This is a genomic window from Kitasatospora sp. NPDC040550, from assembly GCF_055594965.1.
Genome location: NZ_JBVIWC010000004.1, coordinates 226,781 through 248,049 on the forward strand (window position 1 = coordinate 226,781; position 21,269 = coordinate 248,049).

Annotated in this window: 14 protein-coding genes; 6 read left to right on the plus strand and 8 right to left on the minus strand. The window is 71.6% G+C overall.

What is annotated here, in order from left to right; translation table 11 throughout:
• Positions 1-554 precede the first annotated feature (554 nt).
• Positions 555-1,775: a hypothetical protein gene (locus tag ACZ58X_RS08800; RefSeq protein ID WP_470332940.1), complete on the minus strand. Its 1,221-nt coding sequence runs from the start codon at positions 1,773-1,775 to the stop codon at positions 555-557.
• Between the two features lie 250 nt (positions 1,776-2,025).
• Here ACZ58X_RS08800 and ACZ58X_RS08805 point away from each other — a divergent pair, with 250 nt between their 5' ends.
• A complete protein-coding gene (locus ACZ58X_RS08805; protein WP_470332941.1) occupies positions 2,026-3,138 on the plus strand; it encodes a peptidoglycan recognition protein family protein in 1,113 nt (370 codons plus the stop codon).
• 83 nt (positions 3,139-3,221) lie between these two features.
• On the opposite strand, the gene ACZ58X_RS08810 is transcribed toward ACZ58X_RS08805, so the two are convergent.
• Positions 3,222-4,157 carry a PP2C family protein-serine/threonine phosphatase gene (locus tag ACZ58X_RS08810; protein ID WP_470332942.1) on the minus strand — a complete coding sequence of 312 codons (936 nt, stop codon included), beginning with the start codon at positions 4,155-4,157 and terminating at the stop codon, positions 3,222-3,224.
• Positions 4,158-4,785: 628 nt separating this feature from the next.
• On the opposite strand from ACZ58X_RS08810, the gene ACZ58X_RS08815 reads away from it, so the two are divergent.
• A complete protein-coding gene (locus ACZ58X_RS08815; RefSeq protein ID WP_470332943.1) occupies positions 4,786-5,400 on the plus strand; it encodes a hypothetical protein in 615 nt (204 codons plus the stop codon).
• A gap of 15 nt (positions 5,401-5,415) precedes the next feature.
• Here ACZ58X_RS08815 and ACZ58X_RS08820 read toward each other — a convergent pair whose 3' ends face one another.
• Both ACZ58X_RS08820 and ACZ58X_RS08825 read right to left on the minus strand, forming a co-directional pair.
• Positions 5,416-6,210, minus strand: coding sequence for a polysaccharide deacetylase family protein (locus tag ACZ58X_RS08820; RefSeq protein ID WP_470332944.1), 795 nt, complete (start codon positions 6,208-6,210; stop codon positions 5,416-5,418).
• Between the two features lie 318 nt (positions 6,211-6,528).
• Positions 6,529-7,878, minus strand: a complete 1,350-nt coding sequence (locus tag ACZ58X_RS08825) for a glycosyltransferase (protein ID WP_470332945.1) — start codon at positions 7,876-7,878, stop codon at positions 6,529-6,531.
• Positions 7,879-8,186: 308 nt separating this feature from the next.
• Between ACZ58X_RS08825 and ACZ58X_RS08830 the strand changes: the two genes are divergently transcribed.
• From ACZ58X_RS08830 to ACZ58X_RS08840, 3 genes are all read left to right on the plus strand, one after another.
• On the plus strand, positions 8,187-10,124 hold the full coding sequence (locus ACZ58X_RS08830; protein ID WP_470332946.1) for a glycosyltransferase family 4 protein: 1,938 nt from the start codon (positions 8,187-8,189) through the stop codon (positions 10,122-10,124).
• A gap of 194 nt (positions 10,125-10,318) precedes the next feature.
• Positions 10,319-11,959 carry a molybdopterin-dependent oxidoreductase gene (locus ACZ58X_RS08835; RefSeq protein WP_470332947.1) on the plus strand — a complete coding sequence of 547 codons (1,641 nt, stop codon included), beginning with the start codon at positions 10,319-10,321 and terminating at the stop codon, positions 11,957-11,959.
• A gap of 112 nt (positions 11,960-12,071) precedes the next feature.
• The gene (locus tag ACZ58X_RS08840; RefSeq protein ID WP_470332948.1) at positions 12,072-12,746 is read left to right on the plus strand and encodes a fasciclin domain-containing protein; all 675 of its coding nucleotides are present in this window, start codon (positions 12,072-12,074) and stop codon (positions 12,744-12,746) included.
• A gap of 30 nt (positions 12,747-12,776) precedes the next feature.
• Here ACZ58X_RS08840 and ACZ58X_RS08845 read toward each other — a convergent pair whose 3' ends face one another.
• Entirely contained in the window at positions 12,777-15,134 is a 2,358-nt protein-coding gene (locus tag ACZ58X_RS08845; RefSeq protein WP_470332949.1) for an FUSC family protein, read from the minus strand.
• Positions 15,135-15,173: 39 nt separating this feature from the next.
• On the minus strand, positions 15,174-15,803 hold the full coding sequence (locus ACZ58X_RS08850; RefSeq protein ID WP_470332950.1) for a cysteine hydrolase family protein: 630 nt from the start codon (positions 15,801-15,803) through the stop codon (positions 15,174-15,176).
• A gap of 253 nt (positions 15,804-16,056) precedes the next feature.
• Here ACZ58X_RS08850 and ACZ58X_RS08855 point away from each other — a divergent pair, with 253 nt between their 5' ends.
• The gene (locus tag ACZ58X_RS08855) at positions 16,057-16,566 is read left to right on the plus strand and encodes a 4-hydroxylaminobenzoate lyase (protein WP_470332951.1); all 510 of its coding nucleotides are present in this window, start codon (positions 16,057-16,059) and stop codon (positions 16,564-16,566) included.
• A gap of 74 nt (positions 16,567-16,640) precedes the next feature.
• Here ACZ58X_RS08855 and ACZ58X_RS08860 read toward each other — a convergent pair whose 3' ends face one another.
• Positions 16,641-17,579, minus strand: a complete 939-nt coding sequence (locus ACZ58X_RS08860; RefSeq protein WP_470332952.1) for a SigB/SigF/SigG family RNA polymerase sigma factor — start codon at positions 17,577-17,579, stop codon at positions 16,641-16,643.
• A gap of 56 nt (positions 17,580-17,635) precedes the next feature.
• Positions 17,636-20,992 carry a BTAD domain-containing putative transcriptional regulator gene (locus tag ACZ58X_RS08865; RefSeq protein ID WP_470332953.1) on the minus strand — a complete coding sequence of 1,119 codons (3,357 nt, stop codon included), beginning with the start codon at positions 20,990-20,992 and terminating at the stop codon, positions 17,636-17,638.
• Positions 20,993-21,269 lie beyond the last annotated feature (277 nt).

Consider the following 21,269-nt stretch of genomic DNA (forward strand, 5'->3'; position numbering starts at 1 on the left):
CCGTGCCGCTCGTGAGGCGCACCACAGCCCCGGTCCCGACCGGGTGGGTGCGGAGCGGCCGGGGTGTGGTGGAGGGCCTCCTGGTGGCCGGTCGGATGTCGGAATCCGATCGGGCAGCCAGGAGGCCCTTCTTCCGTTCTCCGTGGCGGAACCCGGCCGCGGTCCCGGAGTTCGCGTGGTGGAGTCCCACGGTCGGGGCAGGCCGGGTCGCGCTCCCCGGAAGGCGGGCATGCCTGGCCGTTGCGGGCGGCAGGCCGCCGAGCAGCGCCGGCGAGTCCGGGTTGGTCCGGATCAAGGCCGCCGCCCATGTCACGGGCCGATGCACAGGGTGCAACGACTGTCGGACCGAAGGGCTTTGAGTCGCATCGGGGTGACCTCGGGCGGGGTGGGGGCGCCACCGCACGGGTGGGGCCCCGGCCGTGCGGGTGACGCGGCCTGCCGCCACGACGAGACGGCCCGGCCGGACCGCAAGGAGGCCTCCGCCGGGTCAACTACCCGGCGGAGGCCTGTTCATGAACGATTCGGAGGGTAACGCCTCCCGGGAACGGGCCTGATCAGGCCCGTCGTCGGCTGAGCCGTACGGCCCCCGCGCCGGCGGCGAGGAACGCGGCGGCGAGGCCGAGGAGGACCGGTGTCTTCGGGGCGCCCGTCTGGGCCAGTTCGCCGTGGTGGTGTCCGGAGTGGTGCTCCTCGCCGCCGCCGTGGTGGGACGGCCTGTGCGGCGGGCGCGCCGGCATCTCCTGCGTAACGAACTTGATCTTGTTCAGGTTGTGCGCGGACTGCTGGTTGACCTGGCTCTGCTGGTTGGAGAGGTTGTTGGCCTGCGAGGCCGACTGGTTGTTGAGCGCGGAGTTCTGGGCACTGTTGTGCGCGGAGTTGTTCGAGTTGCTGGTGGCGCTGTTGTTGGCGCTGTTGTTCAGGTTGTTGGCCACGGTGTTCTGCACGATGACCGTCACGGCGACGTGCTGGTCCTGGCCCTGGTTCTGCTGGGTGTTCTGGTCCTGGCCCTGACCCTGGTTCTGGCCTTGGTCCTGGCCCTGGCCCTGGTTCTGGTCCTGCCCCTGACCCTGGTTCTGCTGGCCGTTCTGGCCCTGACCCTGCTCCGAGCCGCCGTGCTCGCCGTGTTCCCCGTGCTCGCCGTGCTCGCCGTGTTCCCCGTGTTCCCCGTGCTCGCCGTGCTCGCCGTGCTCGCCGTGTTCGCCGTGTTCGCCGTGTTCGCCGTGTTCGCCGTGCTCGCCGTGAGCGGGAGTGCCGGGAACCTCGGGCAGGCAGATGCACTCGGTCGGGCCGGTGCCGTGCATGTGGCCGTGGGACTCGTGGCCGGGCGCCTGATCGCACGACTCGCTGCCGTTCTCCCAGGCGCCCTCGGGAAGGGCTGATTGCGGTGCCTGCTCCATCGGCCGGCCCTGCTCGCCGGGCCGGGCCGAGTCGTCCGGTTGCACCGAGCCCGGTTCCTGGCCGTCGAGCGCGACGCCGTCGAGCGCGACGCCCTCGGGCGCGACGCCGTCGCCGGCCTCGGCGCGGTGGGCCGGGCCGACGACCTGCATCGACTGGAGATCGCTGTGACTCCTGCTGGTCCAGGTGCCGTCCGACGAGACACCGCTCTCCTCGGCGAGCCGCAGCAGGCTGTCGACCCATTCGCCCTGGGCCGCCGACGAGTCGGAGGTCGCGCTGTGGTCGATGGCGGGCGAGGCGTGGGCCACACCGCCGGTGCCCCAGAGGAGGGCGGCCGACGTCAGGCCCGACAGGACCAGGGTGGTGATTCGAGTTCGCATGGTGCTCCTGGATGATCCGCAAAACGGATCTTCTGAATACGCTGCTCTACCACCCGGGGACGTAGCGCGTCGCCGCGAGTTAACCGGCCTGGCCCAATGGATTGCTGAGAACGGGGGAACGCCGGCCGCGCGCTCCGCTCCGCCGCCCAGCCGATGCTGCGTGGCCGCCCCGACCCCGAACGCCCACCGTGACCGCGCGAGCTCCACCGGTGACATGCGGGGACCGTGATTTGCCGTGAGCATCCTGTACATGAGGATCTCAATCCCGGCAGCGGTCCTTGCCGGCTGCACCACCGCCCTGCTCTTCCAGCCCCCCGTCGCCGCCGCCGACAACTCGGTCGCCCCGGCACCGCGCACCTCCGCCGGAGGCGGCTCGGTCACCTCGGTGGCCCTCACCTCCGGCGGAGCCGTCGCGCCCCGGGCCACCCGTTCGTTCGAACTCCTCGGCGTGGTCTGGGACGGCTCCCCGAGGGCCCTCGCCGGCGGTTCCGTACGAGTCCGTACCCGCGATGCCGTCACCGGGCGCTGGGGTGACTGGCACACCCTGGAGACCGAGGCCGCAGACGGGCCCGACTCCCTCCCGCACGGTTCCACCGCCCCGCTGTGGGCCGGACGCAGTGACGGCGTCGCGGTCGACGTGCACCCCGGCCCGGCCGGTCTCCCGCGCGGACTGCGGGTCGAACTGGTCGACCCCGGCCAGGGGGCGGCCTCCGCCGACGCCAAGCCCCTTCTCGAACACGAGGCCGGGCCCGAGGCGCTCGCCGCTCCGCGCCCCGGCATCGTCACCCGGGCGGGCTGGGGCGCGGACGAGTCCATCCGTGAAGCGGGCTTCGTGTACACCGGCGCGGTCCGGGTGACCTTCGTCCACCACACCGCGACCGCCACCGACTACGCCTGCTCCGACGCGCCCAGGATCATCAGATCGATCTACCAGTACCACGTGCAGAGCAACGGCTGGCGGGACATCGGCTACAACTTCCTGGTCGACCGCTGCGGCACCATCTACGAGGGCCGGGCCGGTGGCGTCAACCAGCCCGTGCTGGGCGCCCACACGCTCGGCTTCAACACCAATTCCTCCGGCATCGCCGCCATCGGGACGTACAGCTCGGACGCTCCGCCGCAGGAGCTGCAGGACGGCCTCGCGAAGATCGCCGCCTGGAAGCTCGGCCTCACCGGCCGGCAGGCCGACGGAACGGCCCAGCTCACCTCCGGCTCGGACAGCAGCCTCTACCCCAAGGGCACCGTCGTCGACTTCGCCGCCATCTCCGGCCACCGCGACGGTTTCGCCACCGAATGCCCCGGTGACGCCCTGTACCGCCGACTCCCCGCCATCCGCGACACGGCGGCCCGCCTCCAGCGGTGACGACCCGGCGGTCCGTCGACACGCCGCGAGCGCCGGGTCCACGGCAGGTGCCGCGGCCGCGGCCGCGGTGAGCCCCGTCCGGGCTACCCGTCGGCGGACCGCACCCGCTCCATCAGGAGGACCACCGCGGCACCGTCCAACTCCCTTCCGGTGAAGGCCGTCAGGTCCGAACACAGCAGGTCCGCGCGCTGCTCCGTGCCGCCCGCCCGCCACCCGCTGGTCCCCGCGAGTCGCGCCAAGCGCTCCTCCAGCGGGTAGCGCGAACCCCCGCGTCCTCGGGCCTCGGCGACACCGTCGGAGCAGACCACCAGGGTCTGCCCCGGAACGAACGGCTCCGGACACAACAGCGGCTCGCCCAGGGCCAGTTCGGCCAGGCCCACGGGTGGGCCCGGCTCGCACGCCACGGTTCGTACGCCGTCGTCGTGGGCGACCAGCGGCAACGGCGCGTGCCCGCGGGACAGGAGCACCACCTCCGCCGCCCCGGAGAACTCCGCGAACACGGCCGTCACCAGCACACCGGCCGCCACCGCCCCGGACACGCACGATTCCGCCCTGGCCGCCACCCCGGCCAGGGACGGCTCGTACTGTGCGGCCTCCCAGATCTCCCCGACCACCCTGGCGATCACCTGAACCGCCTCCGGTTGGCCGCCACCCCGTACGTCGCCCATCACCATCCGGACCCCGAACGGCGTCTCCAGCACCTCGCACAGCACGCCCCGGTCCTGGCCGCAGTCGGCCGTCGACACCCGCCGCACCGTCACCGTCAGGTCCCCCACCCGGCCGGGCGGCCGGAGCACCCCGCGCCGCACCGAACTCACCATCGGCCCCAGTGCCCGACGGCGTGCCCTGCGCAGCCGGGCGACGCACCCGAACACCACGACGGCCGCCAGGCAGCCGGCGGCCGTGCCCGCGAGCAGACGTCCGCAACCGGCGGTGAAGTCCCGCCGCGACTCCGTCACCACCCGGACGGCGATCGATGCCACCCGGAGGACGGCGGCCGCCCACGGTACGGCCTGCAAGACCGATGACTCCATGGCGGGCGCGAGAATCGCCAGGGCGGCGGAATGCGATGACCTGCTCAGCAAATCCGTTCCCGCGAGCATTCCGAGTGCCGACAACATCAGCACCGGGCCGCGTGAGGAGAAAGTCGGAGTCGACATGTCGCGACCCTAGGGGAACGGCGGATCCGCTCGCTCCCGGTGCGCATTCGACACCCGGAGAGCGGTCCGAAGTCACCAGCGCCGAGGTCCCCGCCGTGACAGCGGTCGTGGTGGGAATTCCGTATGCAAGAATCAAGGGCTCTGAGGGCGATGGAGCCGTTTCCGGGGAGATCTCCGATATGACTGGTAGTAATTTGCTAGAAATGGCTCCCCGCGGGCTCGGCAAGCCGGCTCGGAAAGGCGTCGCGCTACCCTGTGTCAACATTTCCGACCCGATGGGATCGCGCAGATGACCGCGGAGAGATCACGGCTCGACGGCACGACGGGGACGCGCTGGGGAACGGCGGCGGCGCGATGCCAGTACAAGAACCTCCCGTTGTGCGACCTTCCCCCGCTCGGTGTCGTTCGCCGCGCCCGGCTCGCGTTCGAGGACCGGCGCGAGAGCCGGAGCGGTCCTCCCGCGCCCGGTCGGCCCTCCCGCTTCTCCGTGGGGGACTGGGTCCGGGTGAAGGACGAGGCGGCGGTGCGCGCCACCCTCGACGCCAAGGACCGTCATCGGGGGCTCTGGTTCACCGGTAGCCAATGGTCGTTCTGCGGCGGGGTCCACCGCGTCGAGCGCGTCGTGCGACGCATGGTCGACGACCACTACCGGATGCGACGTCTGGCCGACACCGTCACCCTGGCCGGCGCTACCTGCCACGGCGCCGATGGCACCCAGGGGTGTGGACTGGACTGCGCCCTGCTGTTCCGTGACGACTGGCTGGAGCCGGCCTCCGCGCCGTTCTCCCCCACCTGGTCGGCTGCCCGGTGGGCCACCGTCCGCAGTCTTGCCGAGATCGGCGCGACCCTCGGGGAGGACCGCCGCCTCGACGGGGTGCCCTTCCAGCCCGGCATGGAACGCCACGTCGGAACCCGGCACGGAGCCTTCGAGCTGCGACACCGCTCGCTCGCCTGGTGGCAACGGCCCGCCGGAGGCAGGTGGTTCATCCTCCAAGGTCTCCGTTGCGGCGGCGAGCCGCTCGCCAACGGCTGCGATCGCCAGTGCGCACTGCTCTGGCACGAGTCCTGGCTGCGGCTGGAGCCCGGCGCCGCCGATTCCTGAGCGCGTTGCCGGCCGTCAGCGCTGCCAGCGGTCGCGCGCCAACTTGGCGACCATGCGCAGCGGCCCGTCCCGGTCGCCGATGTAGCAGCGGGGAATCGCGTACGTCCCGCTGTGGGCTCCGGGGCTGACCGCGCACCCGTAGCTGTAGCCGGCGCGTGCCACCGCCGCCACGGCCGCGGCGTCGAGCGAACCGTAGGGGTAGCAGAACCCTGCCACCGCCTGCCCGGTGAGGTCCTCCAGCGCCTGGCGGCTGCCGGTGATCTGGGCCGCCAGATCCCGCGCGCCGAGGCCTGCCAAGCGCTGGTGCGTCAATCCGTGCGAGCCGATCTCCAGCCCGGCGGCGGCGACTTCACGGACCTGCCGCGACGTCATCAGCGGTTTGCGGGGGCCCAGCTGGTCCCAGTCGTTGTATCCGCCCAATCGGCCGGCCACCACGTAGACCGTTGCGGTGAAGCCGCACTCCACCAGTGCGGGCACGACCTCCTCGGCGAAGTCCCGGTACCCGTCGTCGAAACTGAGCCCGACCATCCCCCGGGCGGTGCCCTCCCGATGGCAGCGCAGCAGGGTCTCCACCGCCACCCCTTGCAGGCCCCATGAGGACAACCAGTGCAGCTGGCGACGAAATCTCGTGGGGGAAACGGTGATCATATACGGGTCCTCGGGTGCGACCGCCACGGAGTGGTACATCAGCGTCCACGGGAAATGCCCGGCCATGGTTCCGGTCGCCTGCCCCGGAATGCTGCGTGGTCGGATGAATCGCACGTTCTGCTCCAGCTCCTCGACGGCACCGCGTGTATGGGGAGAGTTCAAGGAGACTGAGATTCTGGCAGCGACGGACCGGCTGTCCATCCGGGCCCGGCCATCCCGGGTCTTTTCACCCGAATGGCAGACCGAGGAGCCCTTTCGACCGCCGACGGCCAGGTGTTGTCGTCGGGGACGAGGTGGCCGGGGCCGGTGCCCGCGGCGAGGATCAGGCCGCTCCGCATCAGGAAGGCCGGGTGTCGGCCGGGGAGGTGGTCGTTCACGGTGGCAGTTCCTTGGACCCGCTGCCACCACTTCGGCGTCCGCCGGGTGCAGTCGGTCGCCACGCGCAGCGACGCGCGCGTCCGCCGTGCCCGAGCCATGTGTTCAGAGGCGGGCCGGCATGTGCGTCAGGAGTGCGGCCGCGGTCCAGTCGGGGCCGCGGGGGCGAATGCGCCGGCTGAGTTCGGCGGTTCCCACGGCACCTCCGGCGAGGAGGCCCGCGACCGCGGAGCCGACGGATTCCGGAGTGAGCGCGTTGGGATCGAGGCAATGACCGAGGGCGGCGCGTTCGGCGTCGTGGGCGATGGCGAACTGGTCGCTGGAGAAGGGCAGAACGAGTGCGGGCACGCCGGCGTGCAGGCACTCGGTGAAGGAGTTGTTGCCTCCGTGGTGGACCATGACGGAGGCATGCGGAAGCAGTTCCTGCTGCGGGATCGCCGGAGCCACGTGCAGCCGATCGGGCGGGGCGTCGCGCAGCAGCGGGTGGCCCGTGACGTCGGCGACGCGATTGCCGGCGGCTACGATCACGGAGGCCGGGGTGTGGCGGAGGATTCCGGCCGCGGCAGTCGCCAGGACGGAGTGGTGGGCGGACAGGAACGTACCCAGGGCGACGAGTGCCACGGGGCGACCGTCGACCGTCAGGCGTGTGAGCACCTCCTGCCAGCCGTCGTCCAGTGGCTCGGGGGCACCGTGCGGCAGCAGGTGGCCGGCGTACAAGGCCTTCGGGCCGCTCGGGGCGGGCGGAAGCCAGGGCAGACGGGGATAGTTGAAGACGAGTGCGTGTGGTGAGCACAGGGCGAAAGCCCGGTCCGGTTCTGGTCTCCCGGGAGCGTGGCGGCGGGTGATCGCCTTGAAGACGGCGGTGAACGCGGTGTCATTGGCCGCGACCGCCGCACGCAGCCGGTCGAGATCGGCGAGGGGCGGGCGAAGGGTGTCGGGCCACGCGTAGGGCAGGCCGAAGTAGGCGTCGGGGGAGACCGGCAGGTAGCTGGGGTGGCCGGGGCAGAACGTGGCGTAGGGCAAGTCGAGGCAGTGCAGGGCCAGGGTCGCGGCGTAGGAGAGCTGGTCGACGAGGTACCAGTCGGGGCGTAGTCGCGCGTCGAGGACGACGAGGTCGTGCAGGACGCGTTCGGGGTCGGCCAGCATGTCGTCGGCGCGGTGGCGGGCTTGGGTGAGCAGGGCCGCAGCCGGTCCATGACGGGTGGCGTCGAGGAATTCGCGCAGGCGCTGAGCCTCGGCCTGGTTCTGGCGGGTGGTTTCGGCGATGCCGTGGTTGGCGTTACGGGTCACGGCGAGTTCGGCGAAGCGGAGGCCGTGGCGGGTCGCGAGGTCGGCGAACTCCTCGGTGCAGGCGAAGTCGACCTGGGCGCCGTGCCGGGCCAGAGCGGCTCCGAGGGCGGCGAGCGGCCGGGCGTGGGACTGGAAGGGCGGGCTGATCACGACGACGCTGGCCATGGTGTTCTCCGTCGGGGGCGGTCGGTTCGCGTGAGGCCTTCGATGATGCCAGGTGTCCCGAGGAAGCCACAGGCGACCGCGGGCGTCCGCGACCACGCCCGTGCCGTGCGGGTGGGGCCGTGCCGGCAGTGGACCCGTCGTATCCAATCCACTTCGTCACCCGTCTCCGAACGTGCCCGTGACCGTTCGATGGCATGGGAGGAAGACCGATGACACACCACGTCACGCCTACTCCGGCCGCGGCACCGCCACGGGCCGCAGGCGCCGGTGCTCTTGCCGCATGGCGGAGATTCCACTGGACCCAGGACGTGGGCGCCGTCACCGGTGGTGATCTGCTCGGACGCCTGGCCCGGGCCGAGTACGGCGGTGCCTGGGCCCATCCGGATTCGCTCCTGCCGCGCCCGGACCGCCGCGCGGCGCGGCTCCGGCAGCTGGCCCGGCGCGAACGCGCCATGCCGACCTGGGTGCTGGCCGCCGCAGGCGCATCCTCCGACCTGGAACCGTGGGAACGGATCGCTCTCGCCGAGGCATGGGAACGCAGCTCCGGTCCCGACGGCGGACTGAGCGCGACCGCTGAGATCCGCCGACGGCTGCTCGCGACCCCCGGCCCTGCCGAAGCCGCTTTCCTCCTGGACGTGGCGGACGCCAACAGCCTCCGGCCCCTCTCGGCCGGGGAAGCCGGCGAACTGCTGCCCGCCGGACGGCCCCAGAGGCATGCGCTCTGGCGCTACCTGTCGGGAGTGCCGGGCGGAGATCTGGTGCTGCCGAGTCCGGACACGGCACTGGACGGCTACGAGCAGCTGCTCCTCTCCGCGTGCTACGAGCGGGTCGACCCCGGGGCGTCGGCGGGACAACGGTTCAGGACGGCGTTCGACTTGCTGACCGAGCCGTGCGAGGGATATCCGGTGGTCACGCAGTCGATGCTGCTGGGCCGCCTGGAGGAACCCGGCGCCGGACTCAGCGGCGGCATGAGCGTGCTCCTGACCGCACTGGGCGAAGCCCTGACGACCCGCGCACACGTCGCACGGGTCCTCACCCTGACCGCAGCCCGGCCCGCGGACACGCAACGCGCCGAACTGGTAGGACGATTGAGCGCGGAACACCTGCTGGTGCGACTGCCCGTGGACTCACCAGAACCACTCGACCCGCAGAACGCAGCCACACATCAGCCCGCCATGGCATGGTGGACGGCCCGCATCTTCGAACTCCCCGGGGCCCGACCGGACATCACGCATGTCAGGTTCGCCGACGACGCTTCACTCGCGGTCGCACAGGCCACGCGTCGGTTCGGTGCCAAGCTCGCGTTCACGGTCACCCCCGATCCACACCGGACGATGGAAGAACGGCACGCCGGCCTGCCCCCGGAGCAGACCGGCGACGAGAGCCGCGCGCTGCGCCTGGACATGCACCGGATCTTCGTCGCCGACCGCCTCGTCGCCCGCGCGGACCTGCTGGTCGCCATGCCGGGACGGCACGGGACGCACGAACTCCTCGAACACTTCCCTCAGTTGGAGAAAAGGTCGGTCCACCTTCAGCCCGAGGGCATCGCACCGTTTCGCCCCGCCCCTGACGACGCTGCGACCGGCCACAGGATGCTGGCACGTCTCTTCGGCGGTGGTGGGAACGCCGACGGCCTGGACGCTACCGACGATCGGCTCCCATTGCTGCTGTGTGTGGGACGGCTCCACCCCGTCAAACAGCAGGAAGAACTCGTGCAGGCCTGGCTGCTTGCCGGCCTGCACCACCGTACGACCCTGCTGCTGGTCGGTGGGTCGCCCACGGACCCGACCGGCAGCGAAGCGGCGGTCCGCACCAGGGTCACCGAACTCCTGGCCACGGACCCGCTCGCACGAAGGCGGGCAGCCCTGTGGCCCGCTCTGCCCAACCGGGACGTCCGCCTCCTGGAAAGGGCGCTGGCGCAAGGGCACCCGGGATCCGCGCTCTACGTGTGTCCCAGCGCCAAGGAGGAGTTCGGGCTGGCGGTGCTGGAGGCCATGGAAGCCGGTCTCCCGGTCGCCGCCCCTCGCCGGGGCGGTGCCTCCCACTACCTGCGTGACGGTGTCAACGGACGGCTGCTGGTCACCGAATCGGTAGGGACGCTCGCCGATGGCCTGCGCTCCCTCGTCCTCACCCCCGGATCCGAGCTGGCCGCGATGGCGGCCGCCGGGGCAGGGACGGTCCGCGAGCGGTTCGGCATCGACGCGATGGCGGCATCCCTGGCGGAGGCCTACCGGACCACGTGCTGAATCGACCGCCGGGCCCGAATATCGCGCGACCCGGTTCCAGCGTGCGCGGCCGTGACGAACCCAGCCTCCGGCCGGCTCGAAAAGAACAGTCAGCCAGGGGAGTTGATCGCCCGACCGGCATCCCTGCCCGGCCCGGCTCCCGCTGCCGGGCCCTTGGCGGAAGTCCCACCCATCCGCAGCCGGGGGTGCCCCGAATGCGGGGTGTGAGCAACAACGCAACCCCGCCGCCGCCGTACTCCGGCCCCCTCCTGGAACGGATTCTGCGGGCCGGAGCGGCCGCTGCCGCCGGGTGGGCCGCCGCGGCGGTCGCAGTCGGCGGCAGCGAGGTGGCCGCCGGCTTCACCGGACCGGACACCGCGCCGGTCATCGCGGTCGGCTCGGCGGCGATCGACTTGACGCCCACTCCGCTCAAGGAGTACGCCGTTCGCACGTTCGGCACCGACGACAAAGGGGTGCTGCTGGGAGGCATCTACCTGACGATGGCTCTGCTCGCAGCCCTCGCGGGCCTGGCGGCCGCCCGCCGGCCGCTACTGGGCGCGGGCGTCTTCCCTGCCTTCGGTGTGCTGGGCGCCTGGGCCGCCCTGTCCCGGCCCGGAGCAGGCGCTGCGGATGCCGCGCCCGCCCTGGTTGCGGGAGCCTTCGGTGCGGCGGTCCTTCTCCGGCTCGCCCGCATGCTGCGTGCAGCCACCACGACGGCCGGGGCAGCGGCCGAGGCGGCAACTGCGGATGTGGCCGTCGAAGAGGACACCGCGGAGCCCCGAGGCACCAGCCGCCGGGCCGTCCTGGCCACTACCGGCGGTGCCCTCGCCTTCGGTGTGCTCGCCGGTGTCAGCGGCCGGATCCTCTCGGACCGCCGCTACGACATCGGCGCCGCCCGCGATGCCGTCCGCATCCCCCGGGCGGCCCGGCCGCTGCCGCCACTGCCCGCGGCGGTCGCCGCGAGGGTGGCGGGCCTGTCCCCGTTCGTCACCCCGACCGGGGACTTCTACCGGGTCGACACCGCGCTCACCCTTCCCCGCATCGATCCCCGACGGTGGGCCCTGCGCATCCGCGGCCTCGTCGACCACCCGCTCCTGCTCACCTTCGACGATCTCCTGCGCGAGCCGCTGGAGGAACTGGACCACACGCTCACCTGCGTCTCCAACGAAGTGGGCGGCCCCTACGCCGGCACCACCCGCTGGCTCGGCGCCTCCCTCCCGGCCCTGCTCCGCCGGGCCGGCGTGCGCCCAGGAGCCGACCAGCTGGTCGGACGCTCCCAGGACGGCATGACCATCGGCACACCGCTGGAGTCGGTCCTCGACGGCCGTACCGCCCTGCTGGCGGTCGCGATGAACGGTGAAGCCCTGCCGGTCGCCCACGGCTTCCCCTGCCGCAGCGTCGTCCCCGGCTTCTACGGCTACACCTCCGCCACCAAATGGCTCGTGGACCTGGACGTCACCACCTTCGCCACGTTCGACCCGTACTGGGTGCGCCGGGGCTGGGACCGCACCGGCGCGGTCCGCACCGCCTCGCGGATCGAGGTCCCGGCGCCGTTCGCCCGCGTCCCCGCCGGCGAGATCACGGTGGCCGGAACCGCCTGGGCGACGCACCGGGGGATCGCCGCCGTCGAAGTCCGCGTCGACGGCGGCCCCTGGCAGCCGGCCGTGCTCGCCTCCGACGCCGGACCGGACCTGTGGCGGCAGTGGACCCACACCTGGACCGGAGCCGTGCCCGGCACCCACCGGATCGAGGTCCGCGCGACCGACGCCACCGGCGCCGTCCAGACCGAGGAGCGGGCCGCCCCCTTCCCGTCCGGCGCCACCGGCTGGCACAGCACCGTCGTGACGGTCACCTGAGAACTCCATCCAACCCGCCGGGCACCGTCCGGCGCTGCCCGACCGACGGGCGTCCCATTACCGTCGCCCGCCGAACGGGCGGCTCGTCACCACCTCACGAGGAGATCAGCTCATGTCCACCACCCTCCGCCGCCGCAACACCGTCGCCGCGCTGCTCGCCGCCACCGCGCTCGCCGTCAGCCTGGGCGCCTGCAGTAGCAGCGGCTCCGGGTCCTCGGCCGCGGCGAAGACCTCCGCCCCTGCCGCCGCGCCCTCCGGCCCGTCGGGCGTGTCCGGCTCGTCCGGCAGCACCGCCTCCGGCGCGTCGACGACTGACCAGCCGTTCGGCACCGCCTGTGCGGCTGTACCCAAGGACGGCGCGGGGTCCTTCGCGGGCATGGCCAAGGACCCGGTCGCCACGGCGGCCTCCAACAACCCGCTGCTGTCGACCCTGGTGACCGCGGTCAAGCAGGCCGGCCTGGTCGACACGCTCAACTCCGCGCAGAACATCACCGTGTTCGCGCCCACCAACGATGCCTTCAACAAGATCCCGAAGGCCACCCTGGACGCCGTTCTCGCCGACAAGGACAAGCTCACCAAGATCCTGACCTACCACGTCGTCCCGCGCCGCCTGGCTCCCACCGCCCTCACCGGTGCCCACAAGACCCTGGAAACCAGTGACCTGACCGTCACCGGTTCGGGCCAGGACTTCACCGTCAACGAGAACGCCAAGGTTCTGTGCGGCAACGTCCAGACTGCCAACGCCACCGTGTACATCGTCGACACCGTGCTGATGCCCATGCCCTGATCGATCACGCCGCGTCCCGCCGGAGGCCGGTCAGAGCCTTCGGCCGGGCCCGGCCGGCCTTCCGGACCAGGGCTTGCACGAACCGTCCGACGCGCTCCGGACGGCCGCGCCTCGGCCGTGGTGCGGACAGGTCCCCGGCGGGGAGGGACAGCGGTTCGGCTCCGCGGGCAGGTGCAGCGTTCGGGCCAGGTTCTCGATGCTCTCGTCGACGCGTCGCAGGTGCCGCAGGACCTGTCGCGTCGCGTTGACGTCCCCGGCAGGGGCCCCGGGCTCGGCCGCTCCGAGCTGGGTGGGAAACCCGGGAGCGTGTGCGAGCGTGGGGTCGCCCTCCTCGCGGAAGGTCACCTGGTTGATCAGGACCGCGAGGTTTCGGTCGATCCTGCGGACCTCGTCCGCGAGGCGCGGATCGGGGCCGATGTGGGGGCGTGCCGGGACCGGTCCGGCGGTGGCGGCCAGGCTGCGGGTGTGGAAGGCCGCGGTTTCCAGCAGCCCGAGCACGGAGAGGGCGGCGCGCCGCCGGGATCGCAATGGGCTGAACGGCGTGATCAGTGGTTGTACCGACAGGCGCAGGCTGTCCAGGGCCGAGTCCAGCGTTCGGGCCGCACCGAGCGGGTCCGCGCAGGGGTCGCCGCCCAACCGGGCCAGCGTTTGGGAGAGTGCCGCGTGCAGCTGCTCCAGCACGTCGCGCAGCAACTGGTCCGTGCGTTCCCGGGTGCGCACCGGCAGTACGAGCAGGGCAGCGGTCAGTCCGCACGCGATCCCCAGCGCGGTCTCCTCGATCCGTACCACCAGCAGGCCCGGGGTGAGGGTGTGGAGCAGTGCGTAGAGCATGCCGAGCATCGTGGTGACGAAGAAGGACATCAGTGTGTAGGACACCGTGATCGTGTAGTACATCCCGAACACGCTGAGGACGGCCAGGGCGAAGGCCGGCCAGGAGGCGTCGCCCGTCAGGGCGGCGAGGGCGAGTCCGGCGCCGACACCCGTCACCGTGCCGATCAGGCGCCGGTATCCCCTGACCAGGATCTCGCCGGTGGAGGTGGTGCCGATGAACACCACCCAGCAGGTGAAGACCGCCCAGTACCAGCGCTGCGGTGACAGCAGCTCACCGCCGACGATGGCCAGCGCCGAACCGGTCGCGACCTGGAGCGCGGTCCTGGTGGTGGGGCGGAGGCGGGGGCTCCGCTGCTTCGGTCCGGCGTCCCTCGCGGGGGCGGAGTCCTTCGGGCGCTTCTCGGGCGTCCGTGGTGCCGCTGGGGTGTCCTGGGCCGCCCGGGCTTCCCCGGCGACGGCCGGGCGAGGGCGGAACAGAACGCGCGTGAGGTCCCCGGCGGAGCGGAAGACGTCCCGCATCGCGGGGGAGGCGTCGGGCAGGTGCTCGTCTTTGCGGTAGCCGAGCAGCCGGTCGCGGACCTCGGTGGGGTCGGGGCCGTCCGGCCCCGGTGGGCCCGAACCGATCGCAGCGCGCAGCGCACGCAGCTCCGAGGCCAGTACGGGCAGCGTCGCCGTGTCGCGGGCGTCGACGGGGGAAGCGGCGGGGTGGGCGTTCGTCAGGTGCTGGGTCAGGGTGTCGACGTCGGCGCCGGGCCGGAGGACCCGCAGGAGGAGGACGGCCAGCCGTTCCACGGCCGTCTCCGCTTCGGCCACGTGGCGCCGGATCGCGGTGGCGGTGCGCTCGTCGATGGTGCCGGTTCCCAGCAGGTTCTGGATCATCAGTGCGCCTGTGTGCAGGCGGGCGGCCCGCCGGCGTAGGTCGTCGGCGGTCCGCTGGGCGCGCGCCTGCGATCCGGCCTCGGCCACGCCGATCAGCGCGTCGAGGACCAGGGCCAGGCGGAGGTCGAAGGCGCGCTGCAGCCGTGCCAGCGTCCGCTCCGGCGGCGAGCGCAGGACGGCGAACCGGACCAGCGCCGAGCTGCCGAAGGCCACCAGGACGGCCAGGGACAGCTGCGGCACCTGCTCCAGGCGGGTCCCGACGAACTGGGTCACGAAGAAGAGCTGGAAGGCGAAGACTCCCAGCGTGGTCGCGCGCGGGCCCAGCCACCGGATGTGGAGGGCGGCGAAGATCAGCAGCACGAACGCCACGTCCGCCACGGTCCGGTACGGGGCCAGCGCGCTGCCGACCGTGATGATCGTCAGGGAGACCGGTACTCCCGTCGCCAGGGTCAGCGCTTGGTCGCGCGGCCGGGGTTCGGTGACCGCGGCCGCGCTGACCATCGCCGTGAGGGCACCCGTCACCAGGATCGGCACGGAGGCATCCAGCACCGCGAGGACGCCGAGTGTCAGCAGCACCGCGCAGACGGTGCTGAGGGCGGACAGCACCCGGAGCAGTCCGGGATCGGAGGCCAGGAACCGATCGTGAGTGCCCGTCAGTCCTACTCGTGTTCGCCGCATGTCCCAGTTGTCCTCCCCGCCGGATCGGTGGTGAATGCGTTACGCCGACGGCTCGTCGAGCGAGGCCAGGAAGTCGTCCACGCTGACCACGTTGTGGGAGACCATGGTCAGGCCCCGCATCATCGCCTGATAGGTGACCAGGCCGCCGGGAGCGGCTGTCGCGTCGGTGAACGCGGTGACGTGGTAGCCGCGCTCCATGGCGGTGCGGGCCGTCGATTCGACGGCCATGATCCCGGAGACCCCGGCGATCGCCAGGTATTCGACACCGCGCTGTCGCAGTTGGAATTCCAGGTCGGTGTGGTGGAAGACATCGAGGCTCTTGTGCGGCGCGAGGACCACGTCGCCCGGCTGAGGAGCCAACTCCTCGTGGAACTCGGTGTTCCAGGTGTCGGCCGCGAACAGCCGGTTGTCGAACATCTGCCGGTGGATCCCGGAGACGTGCCTCCAGGTCGAGTAGTCCTCGTCCGTGAAGGCGGTCGTCGAGTAGAAGACGGGAATGCCCTGGTGTCGCCGTACGCCGGCGATGAGCTTCTTCAAGTTGTCGATCGTGCCCAGTCGCTCGTATTCCGGCGCGTAGATCGAATAGGCCTTGCCGTCCTTCGAGAAGTTCTCGTTGACGAGGTCGACGAGCAGCAGTCCCACTCGGCCGTGTTCGTAGTCGCCAGCCATGGCTGTCCTCTCAGTGCAGAAGTCGTCAGCGGCAGGCCCGGGCTACTGCGGCCAACCGTTACAAGTAATGACTGTAACGCAACTCGCGCTCCCTGTGCAGCCCCTGTGTCGCCGGCCGACGCCGCGGCGGCCGGCCGGGGGCCAACTCTGCGACGGTGGAGGAATCTTGAGGTTTAGTTACACCGGTTCGGTGTAACTAACCTGAGGGTTTTGCCGCGGGCGCAATTCCCCGGCCACAGAGAGGTTGACCACGATGGACAGCAGGCAGGCACTCATCGAGCGCAGCATCCCGTTCCTGCGGGAGGTCAGGAACCGCACCTCCGGCAAGGAGCTGGAGACCTGGCTCAACAGCACCTACGGTCCCGACTCCGAGCTGCACGCGGACCTGGCGAGGCTGGTCAAGCAGGGGTTGGAGGAGGGGTGGGCCGCGAACATCGAGATCGACGGCCCGAACTACCGCCGCAGCCTGATCGAGCCGGCCTCGGAGCGGACCGAGTACTTCAGCATCACCACGGTGTACATGAACAGCGTTCCGGTCTACCGGGGCCAGTTCCACCGGCATCCGTACGGCGAGATCAACATGGTCGTCCCGATCGACGCGGACGCCGAACTCCTCGGGCCGTACGGCTGGCAGGGGGCGGGCTGGACCGCCCCGGCACCCGCCAGCAAGCACTACCCCGAGGCGCGCGGCGGCGCGCTGATCGCACTGTTCTACCTACCGGCCGGCCGCATCTCCTACGATGCCGGGCCGGGGACCGAGTAGACGCCCCGGCTGGACCGGGGACGGGCGGCGGCGGCCCCCGGCCCGCGGCGACCGAAGCCGTCGTGATCCCGCCGTCAGGAGCGGTGGCTTGCCCGCTCTCCGGTCAGACCGGTACGCAAGGCGGCCAAGGTGTGCGAGAGCAGCCGGGAGACGTGCATCTGGGAGATGCCGAGGCGTTGGGCGATGGCCGTCTGGGCCAGTTCCTCCGTGAACCGGAGGTGGAGGATCAGCCGCTCCCGCTCGGGGAGGCCGGCGATCAGCGGCTGGAGCGACCGGAGGTCGTCCACCCTGGCCAGGCGGCCGTCCTCGAATCCGAGGAAGCGGTCGATTGCGCGGTGGGCGGCGATGCCTTCCGGTGGCGCGTCCAACGAGGTCGCGGTGTAGGCGTGGCCGGCGCTGATCGCTTCGACGACCTGTTCCCGGCTGAGTGCGAGGTGTTCGGCGAGTTCGGCCACCGTGGGCGCGCGGTCGAGTCGCTGCTCCAGGCGGGCACGGGCGTCGGCCAGGGCGGGGCGAAGGTCCTGGAGCCGGCGGGGAACATGAACGGCCCAGGTCGCGTCGCGGAAGAAGTGTTTGATCTCTCCGATGATGGTGGGCATCGCGAAGCCGGCGAACTCGACGCCGCGTTCGACGTCGTAGCGGTCGATGGCATTGATCAGGCCGATCGTTCCGACCTGCACGATGTCGTCCTGCATGTCGACGCGGGCGCCGAACCGGCGGGCGGCGTACCTGACGAGTGGGAGGTTGAGCTCGATCAGCGTCTCGCGCACCTGGGAGTGGGCCGGCGTGCCCTGGCGCAGTGCCGCCAGTCGGAGCAGCAGAGAGCGGGAGAGTTCGCGGGCATCGCGGTGGGTGACCGTTCGCGGGTCGGGGATCGCGGCCAGGTCGCGCGGCTCGCCGGGTCCGGCGTCCGTCCGCCCGGACGTGGTGCGGGCGGACGGACGCTGCGGAGGGTTGGTCGCCGGTGCTCCTGGAACGAGCGGGCACGGTGCTGACTCTGCTACGGGATTCACGATCTCAGCCTGTGTCCGCGGACTGAACCCGCTCTCAACGACGGCCCAACGCCGTCTCAGCAGCCGGTCGTGGTCCCGTCGGGGTCCGGGAGCAGGCCCAGTTGGGCGTCGATCCGCGTCGTGAACAGGGCCAGACCCCGGGTAGCGGCCAGCTCCCGGGCTTCCAGCAGGAGCTCGCGGGCACGCCGGTGATCGCCCGCCCTGGCACAGGCCCCGCCGAGGTCTCTCAGGCCCATGATCAGTTCGACCAGCATCTCGCTGCGGCGCAGGTGGCTCACGGCCTGCTCCAGCAGGGGCAGCTCGATGCCCTCGCCGGACGTCAGGGCGACCGCCCGCCAGGCCCGTCCGATCGTCATCGGCGTGTTCCAGCGCTGCGCGATGGCGAGTTCGGCCGTGGCCAGTTCCCTGGCGCGCTCGTGCTCGCCGATCTTGAGCAGTTCCATCGCGGCGGAACTGCGCCAGGCCATGTAGGCGGGATTGTTGAGACCCCAGGCGGCGTTGCGACGGCCGCAGTCGAGATAGTGGGCCGCGGCCTGGCGCGCTTCTCCACGGGCTGCGCAGACCATGGCGCGTACGTACTTCACCACCGTCCACTCCCAGGTCTGGGGATTGGCGTGATCCGTCAGGCTGTCCAACCACTGTTCGGCCTCGTCCAGTCGGCCCAGGCCGAGAAGCGCGCGGGCGTACTGCGCGACCAGTGCGGCGGGTCGTCGCGGCACCTGGTCGAGCGGTAGGTCGGCGACAGGGGCGCATTCGGCCAGCGCCTGCCGGTAGTCGCCCCGGCGCATGAGTACCTCCGAGCGCACGATGCGGCGGTAGATGTCCAGGGTGCCGAAGTACCGGTCCTCGCTCTGGTCGGACAGCTGCGCGGCGAGATGGAGGTCTCCGGCCCAGATCGCGAGATGGGTCAGGACACCGACCACCTCCCGGGGCAGCTTCTCCCAACTCTGGTCGTCGTTGTGTTCCGACGGGAAGCGCGCCATTGCCTCTTGTGCGCTGCACCGGACGTTGAAGGCGTCGTCCCAGGTGAGGGCTGCGGCCGAGATCAGGTCGTCGGCTCGGTGCCCGGACGCCCGGTCGGCGCGCAGCCGGTCCACGAACACCGCCCAGGCCTCATGGGTGAGCGCTCCGACCATCCAGGAGGACGCCCGGACGGCCCTCGCCGCGGCCGGATCGTGGCGCTCGGTCTCGGCGATGACATCGTCCATGAGGGCGAGGGCGGCCTTGGCCTGGTGGTGCGAGGCCATGGTCCAGGCCAGCGGGATCAGCGCGGAGGGCGCGGTCTTCGCCATCCGTTGGGCCTTGAGTGCCTCGTCGAGGTGGACCAGTGACGCGGCCGGGTTCACCCACAGCTCCAACTGTCCCAGTTGGACGAGGACGCCGTCGCGCTCGTCGGGAGCCGCGATCCGCAGTGCGGCCCGCAGGTGGTGCAGGGCCTCCTGCACCAGGTTCTGCCGCAGGCAGTCGTTCGCCGCGTCCATCAGGACCACGGTCCACTCGGACCACTGCGCTCCGGTGAGGTCCTGGAGGTACCGCGCCGTCTGCCGGGCGCCGGACCCGGAAACCCGTGTCTGCCGTGCGGCGGCGACCCGGAAGGCCGAGGCCTCGTCGGGGGTGGAGAACCACCGCAGGGTGTTGGCCATCAGCCTGTGGCGGAACCGCGGCGGAGCGGCCGTGGCCAGCATGCCGGCCGTCGTCAGGAGTTCGCACATGTCCCGGACGGCCGGCACCGGCGCCTTGGACGCGGCGGCGAGCGCCTCCGCCGTCGGCCGGAAGTCCTGCAACGCGGCGATGGCGAGGAGTGTCCTCGTCACCTCCTCCGGGAAGAGGCCCAGCAGCTGCGACAGCCCCCGCGAGTAACTGCCGTCCGGAAGGTACGTCGGGACCGCCAACGGGCCGCTCAGGGCCGACAGATCGGTGACCAGAGCGGCCACGAGCGCCGGAACGCCTCCGGTGGCCTCGTGGATCTCCCGTGCGAGGTCGTCGGAACAGGTGCGGCCCGTCTGCCCCGCGACGAGCTCGGCGACCGCGGCCTCACTGAACTTGCCGAGGCGCAGCGTCACGGAGGCGGACCTCTCCAGGGCGGCATGCCACTGGGCTGCCACCGGATCCCAGGAGCGCTCGTCCAGGGCGAGCACCATCAGGACTGGTGACGTGCGCAGACGCTGGGCCAGGATCGCCATGACCCGCAACGAGCGCTCGTCGACGAAGGCGATGTTGTCGATGAGCAGCACCAGCGTCCGGCCCGCGGCCCGGTCGGCCAGGGCGCGGTACGCCGTCTCCGCCAGCTCGTGGTCCGTCCGGCTCGCGCGGTCCGTCCCGAACTCCGTCGACGAGGCCGCCACGGCCTCATCGAGTCGTCGCCCGAGGCCGTCGAGGATTCCGCCGACCAGGCCGAGCGGCGCTCCACCGGAGGCCTGGGGGAGCAGGTTCACCCGGTACGCGCCCGGTATCCGACGTGCGGTCTCGTCGAGGAACCGGGACTTGCCGAACCCGGAGATCCCGGAGAGGGTCACCAGACCGCCTTCGCCGGCGGCGGCCCGGTCGGCCATCGCGACCAGCGTGCCCAGCTCGTTCTCCCGGTCGACCACCAGGGACTCCTCGCGGGAGGCCCGAACGGGCCCGCTCCGCACGTCGGTCGGCCGAACGGGCATGGTGGCGGGCATGGTCGCCCGCTCCGACGTCGGGGGCCGGCCGGAGAGGATCCGGCTGTGCACGGTGCGCAGCTCGTGGCCGGGCTCCACCCCGAGTTCGTCGACCAGTGCCCGTCGCGCCCGGGCGTACACGTCCAGTGCCTCGGACTGGTGGCCTCGCAGGTGCATGGCGCGCATCAGCAGTGCGTGCAGGCGTTCGCGCAGCGGATGCTGGGTGGTCAGGACCCGCAGCTGGTCGATGACGGAATCGGACCGGCCCAGGGTGACCGTGACGTCCAGGCTGTCCTCCAGCACGGCCAGGTGGCGTTCGGCCAGAGCGGTTCGCCACATCTCGGCGTAGGGCCCCGGCACGCCGGCCAGGGGCTCGCCGCTGTACAGCCGCAGGGCGCGGGCGTACAGCAGTTCGGCCTGCGGCCCGTCGGACCTGCTCCATGCCTGCTCCGCGTCGGTGACCAGGCGGTCGAACTCGCCGAGGTCGGTCTGTTCGTCCGCTATTCGGAGCTGGTAGCCGCCGTGGCCGGAGAGCAGGACGGCAGGTGGTGTTCGGGGCTTCCGCTCCGGCTCCAGCGCTCGGCGCAGCCCCGCCACATGAGTCTGGATCACGCCGACGCCGCTGGCGGGAGCGGACTGCTCGTACAGGGCGTCGAGGAGGCTCTGGGCCGAGACCCACTGGCGGCGCCGGAAGACCAGCGCGCAGAGCACCGCCTTTCGCTGGGGTGGGCCCAGGTGAAGGTGCTGCTCACCCCGGTGCGCTTCCACACCGCTGAGAAGACTCAACCGAACCATGCCGGGCGAGCACCCCTGTGCCTCGATCTGACCCACCGACCCTCCGAAATTTGACAGATGTGTAACGAAACCGGGCAAGCGTAGTGGATGCGCCGTTGACCTGGCGAAAGAGTGCCGCTCCTGCCCCGCCGGCCCCTCGTTCGGCGGGCTTTCAGTCGCCGTTCAGTGGCACGGGGACAGTGTGATCACGGCTGCGGCACGGCGTTCGTGATGCGTGGTCGGGTGAGTTCCGTGCGGCGCCTCGGACGGT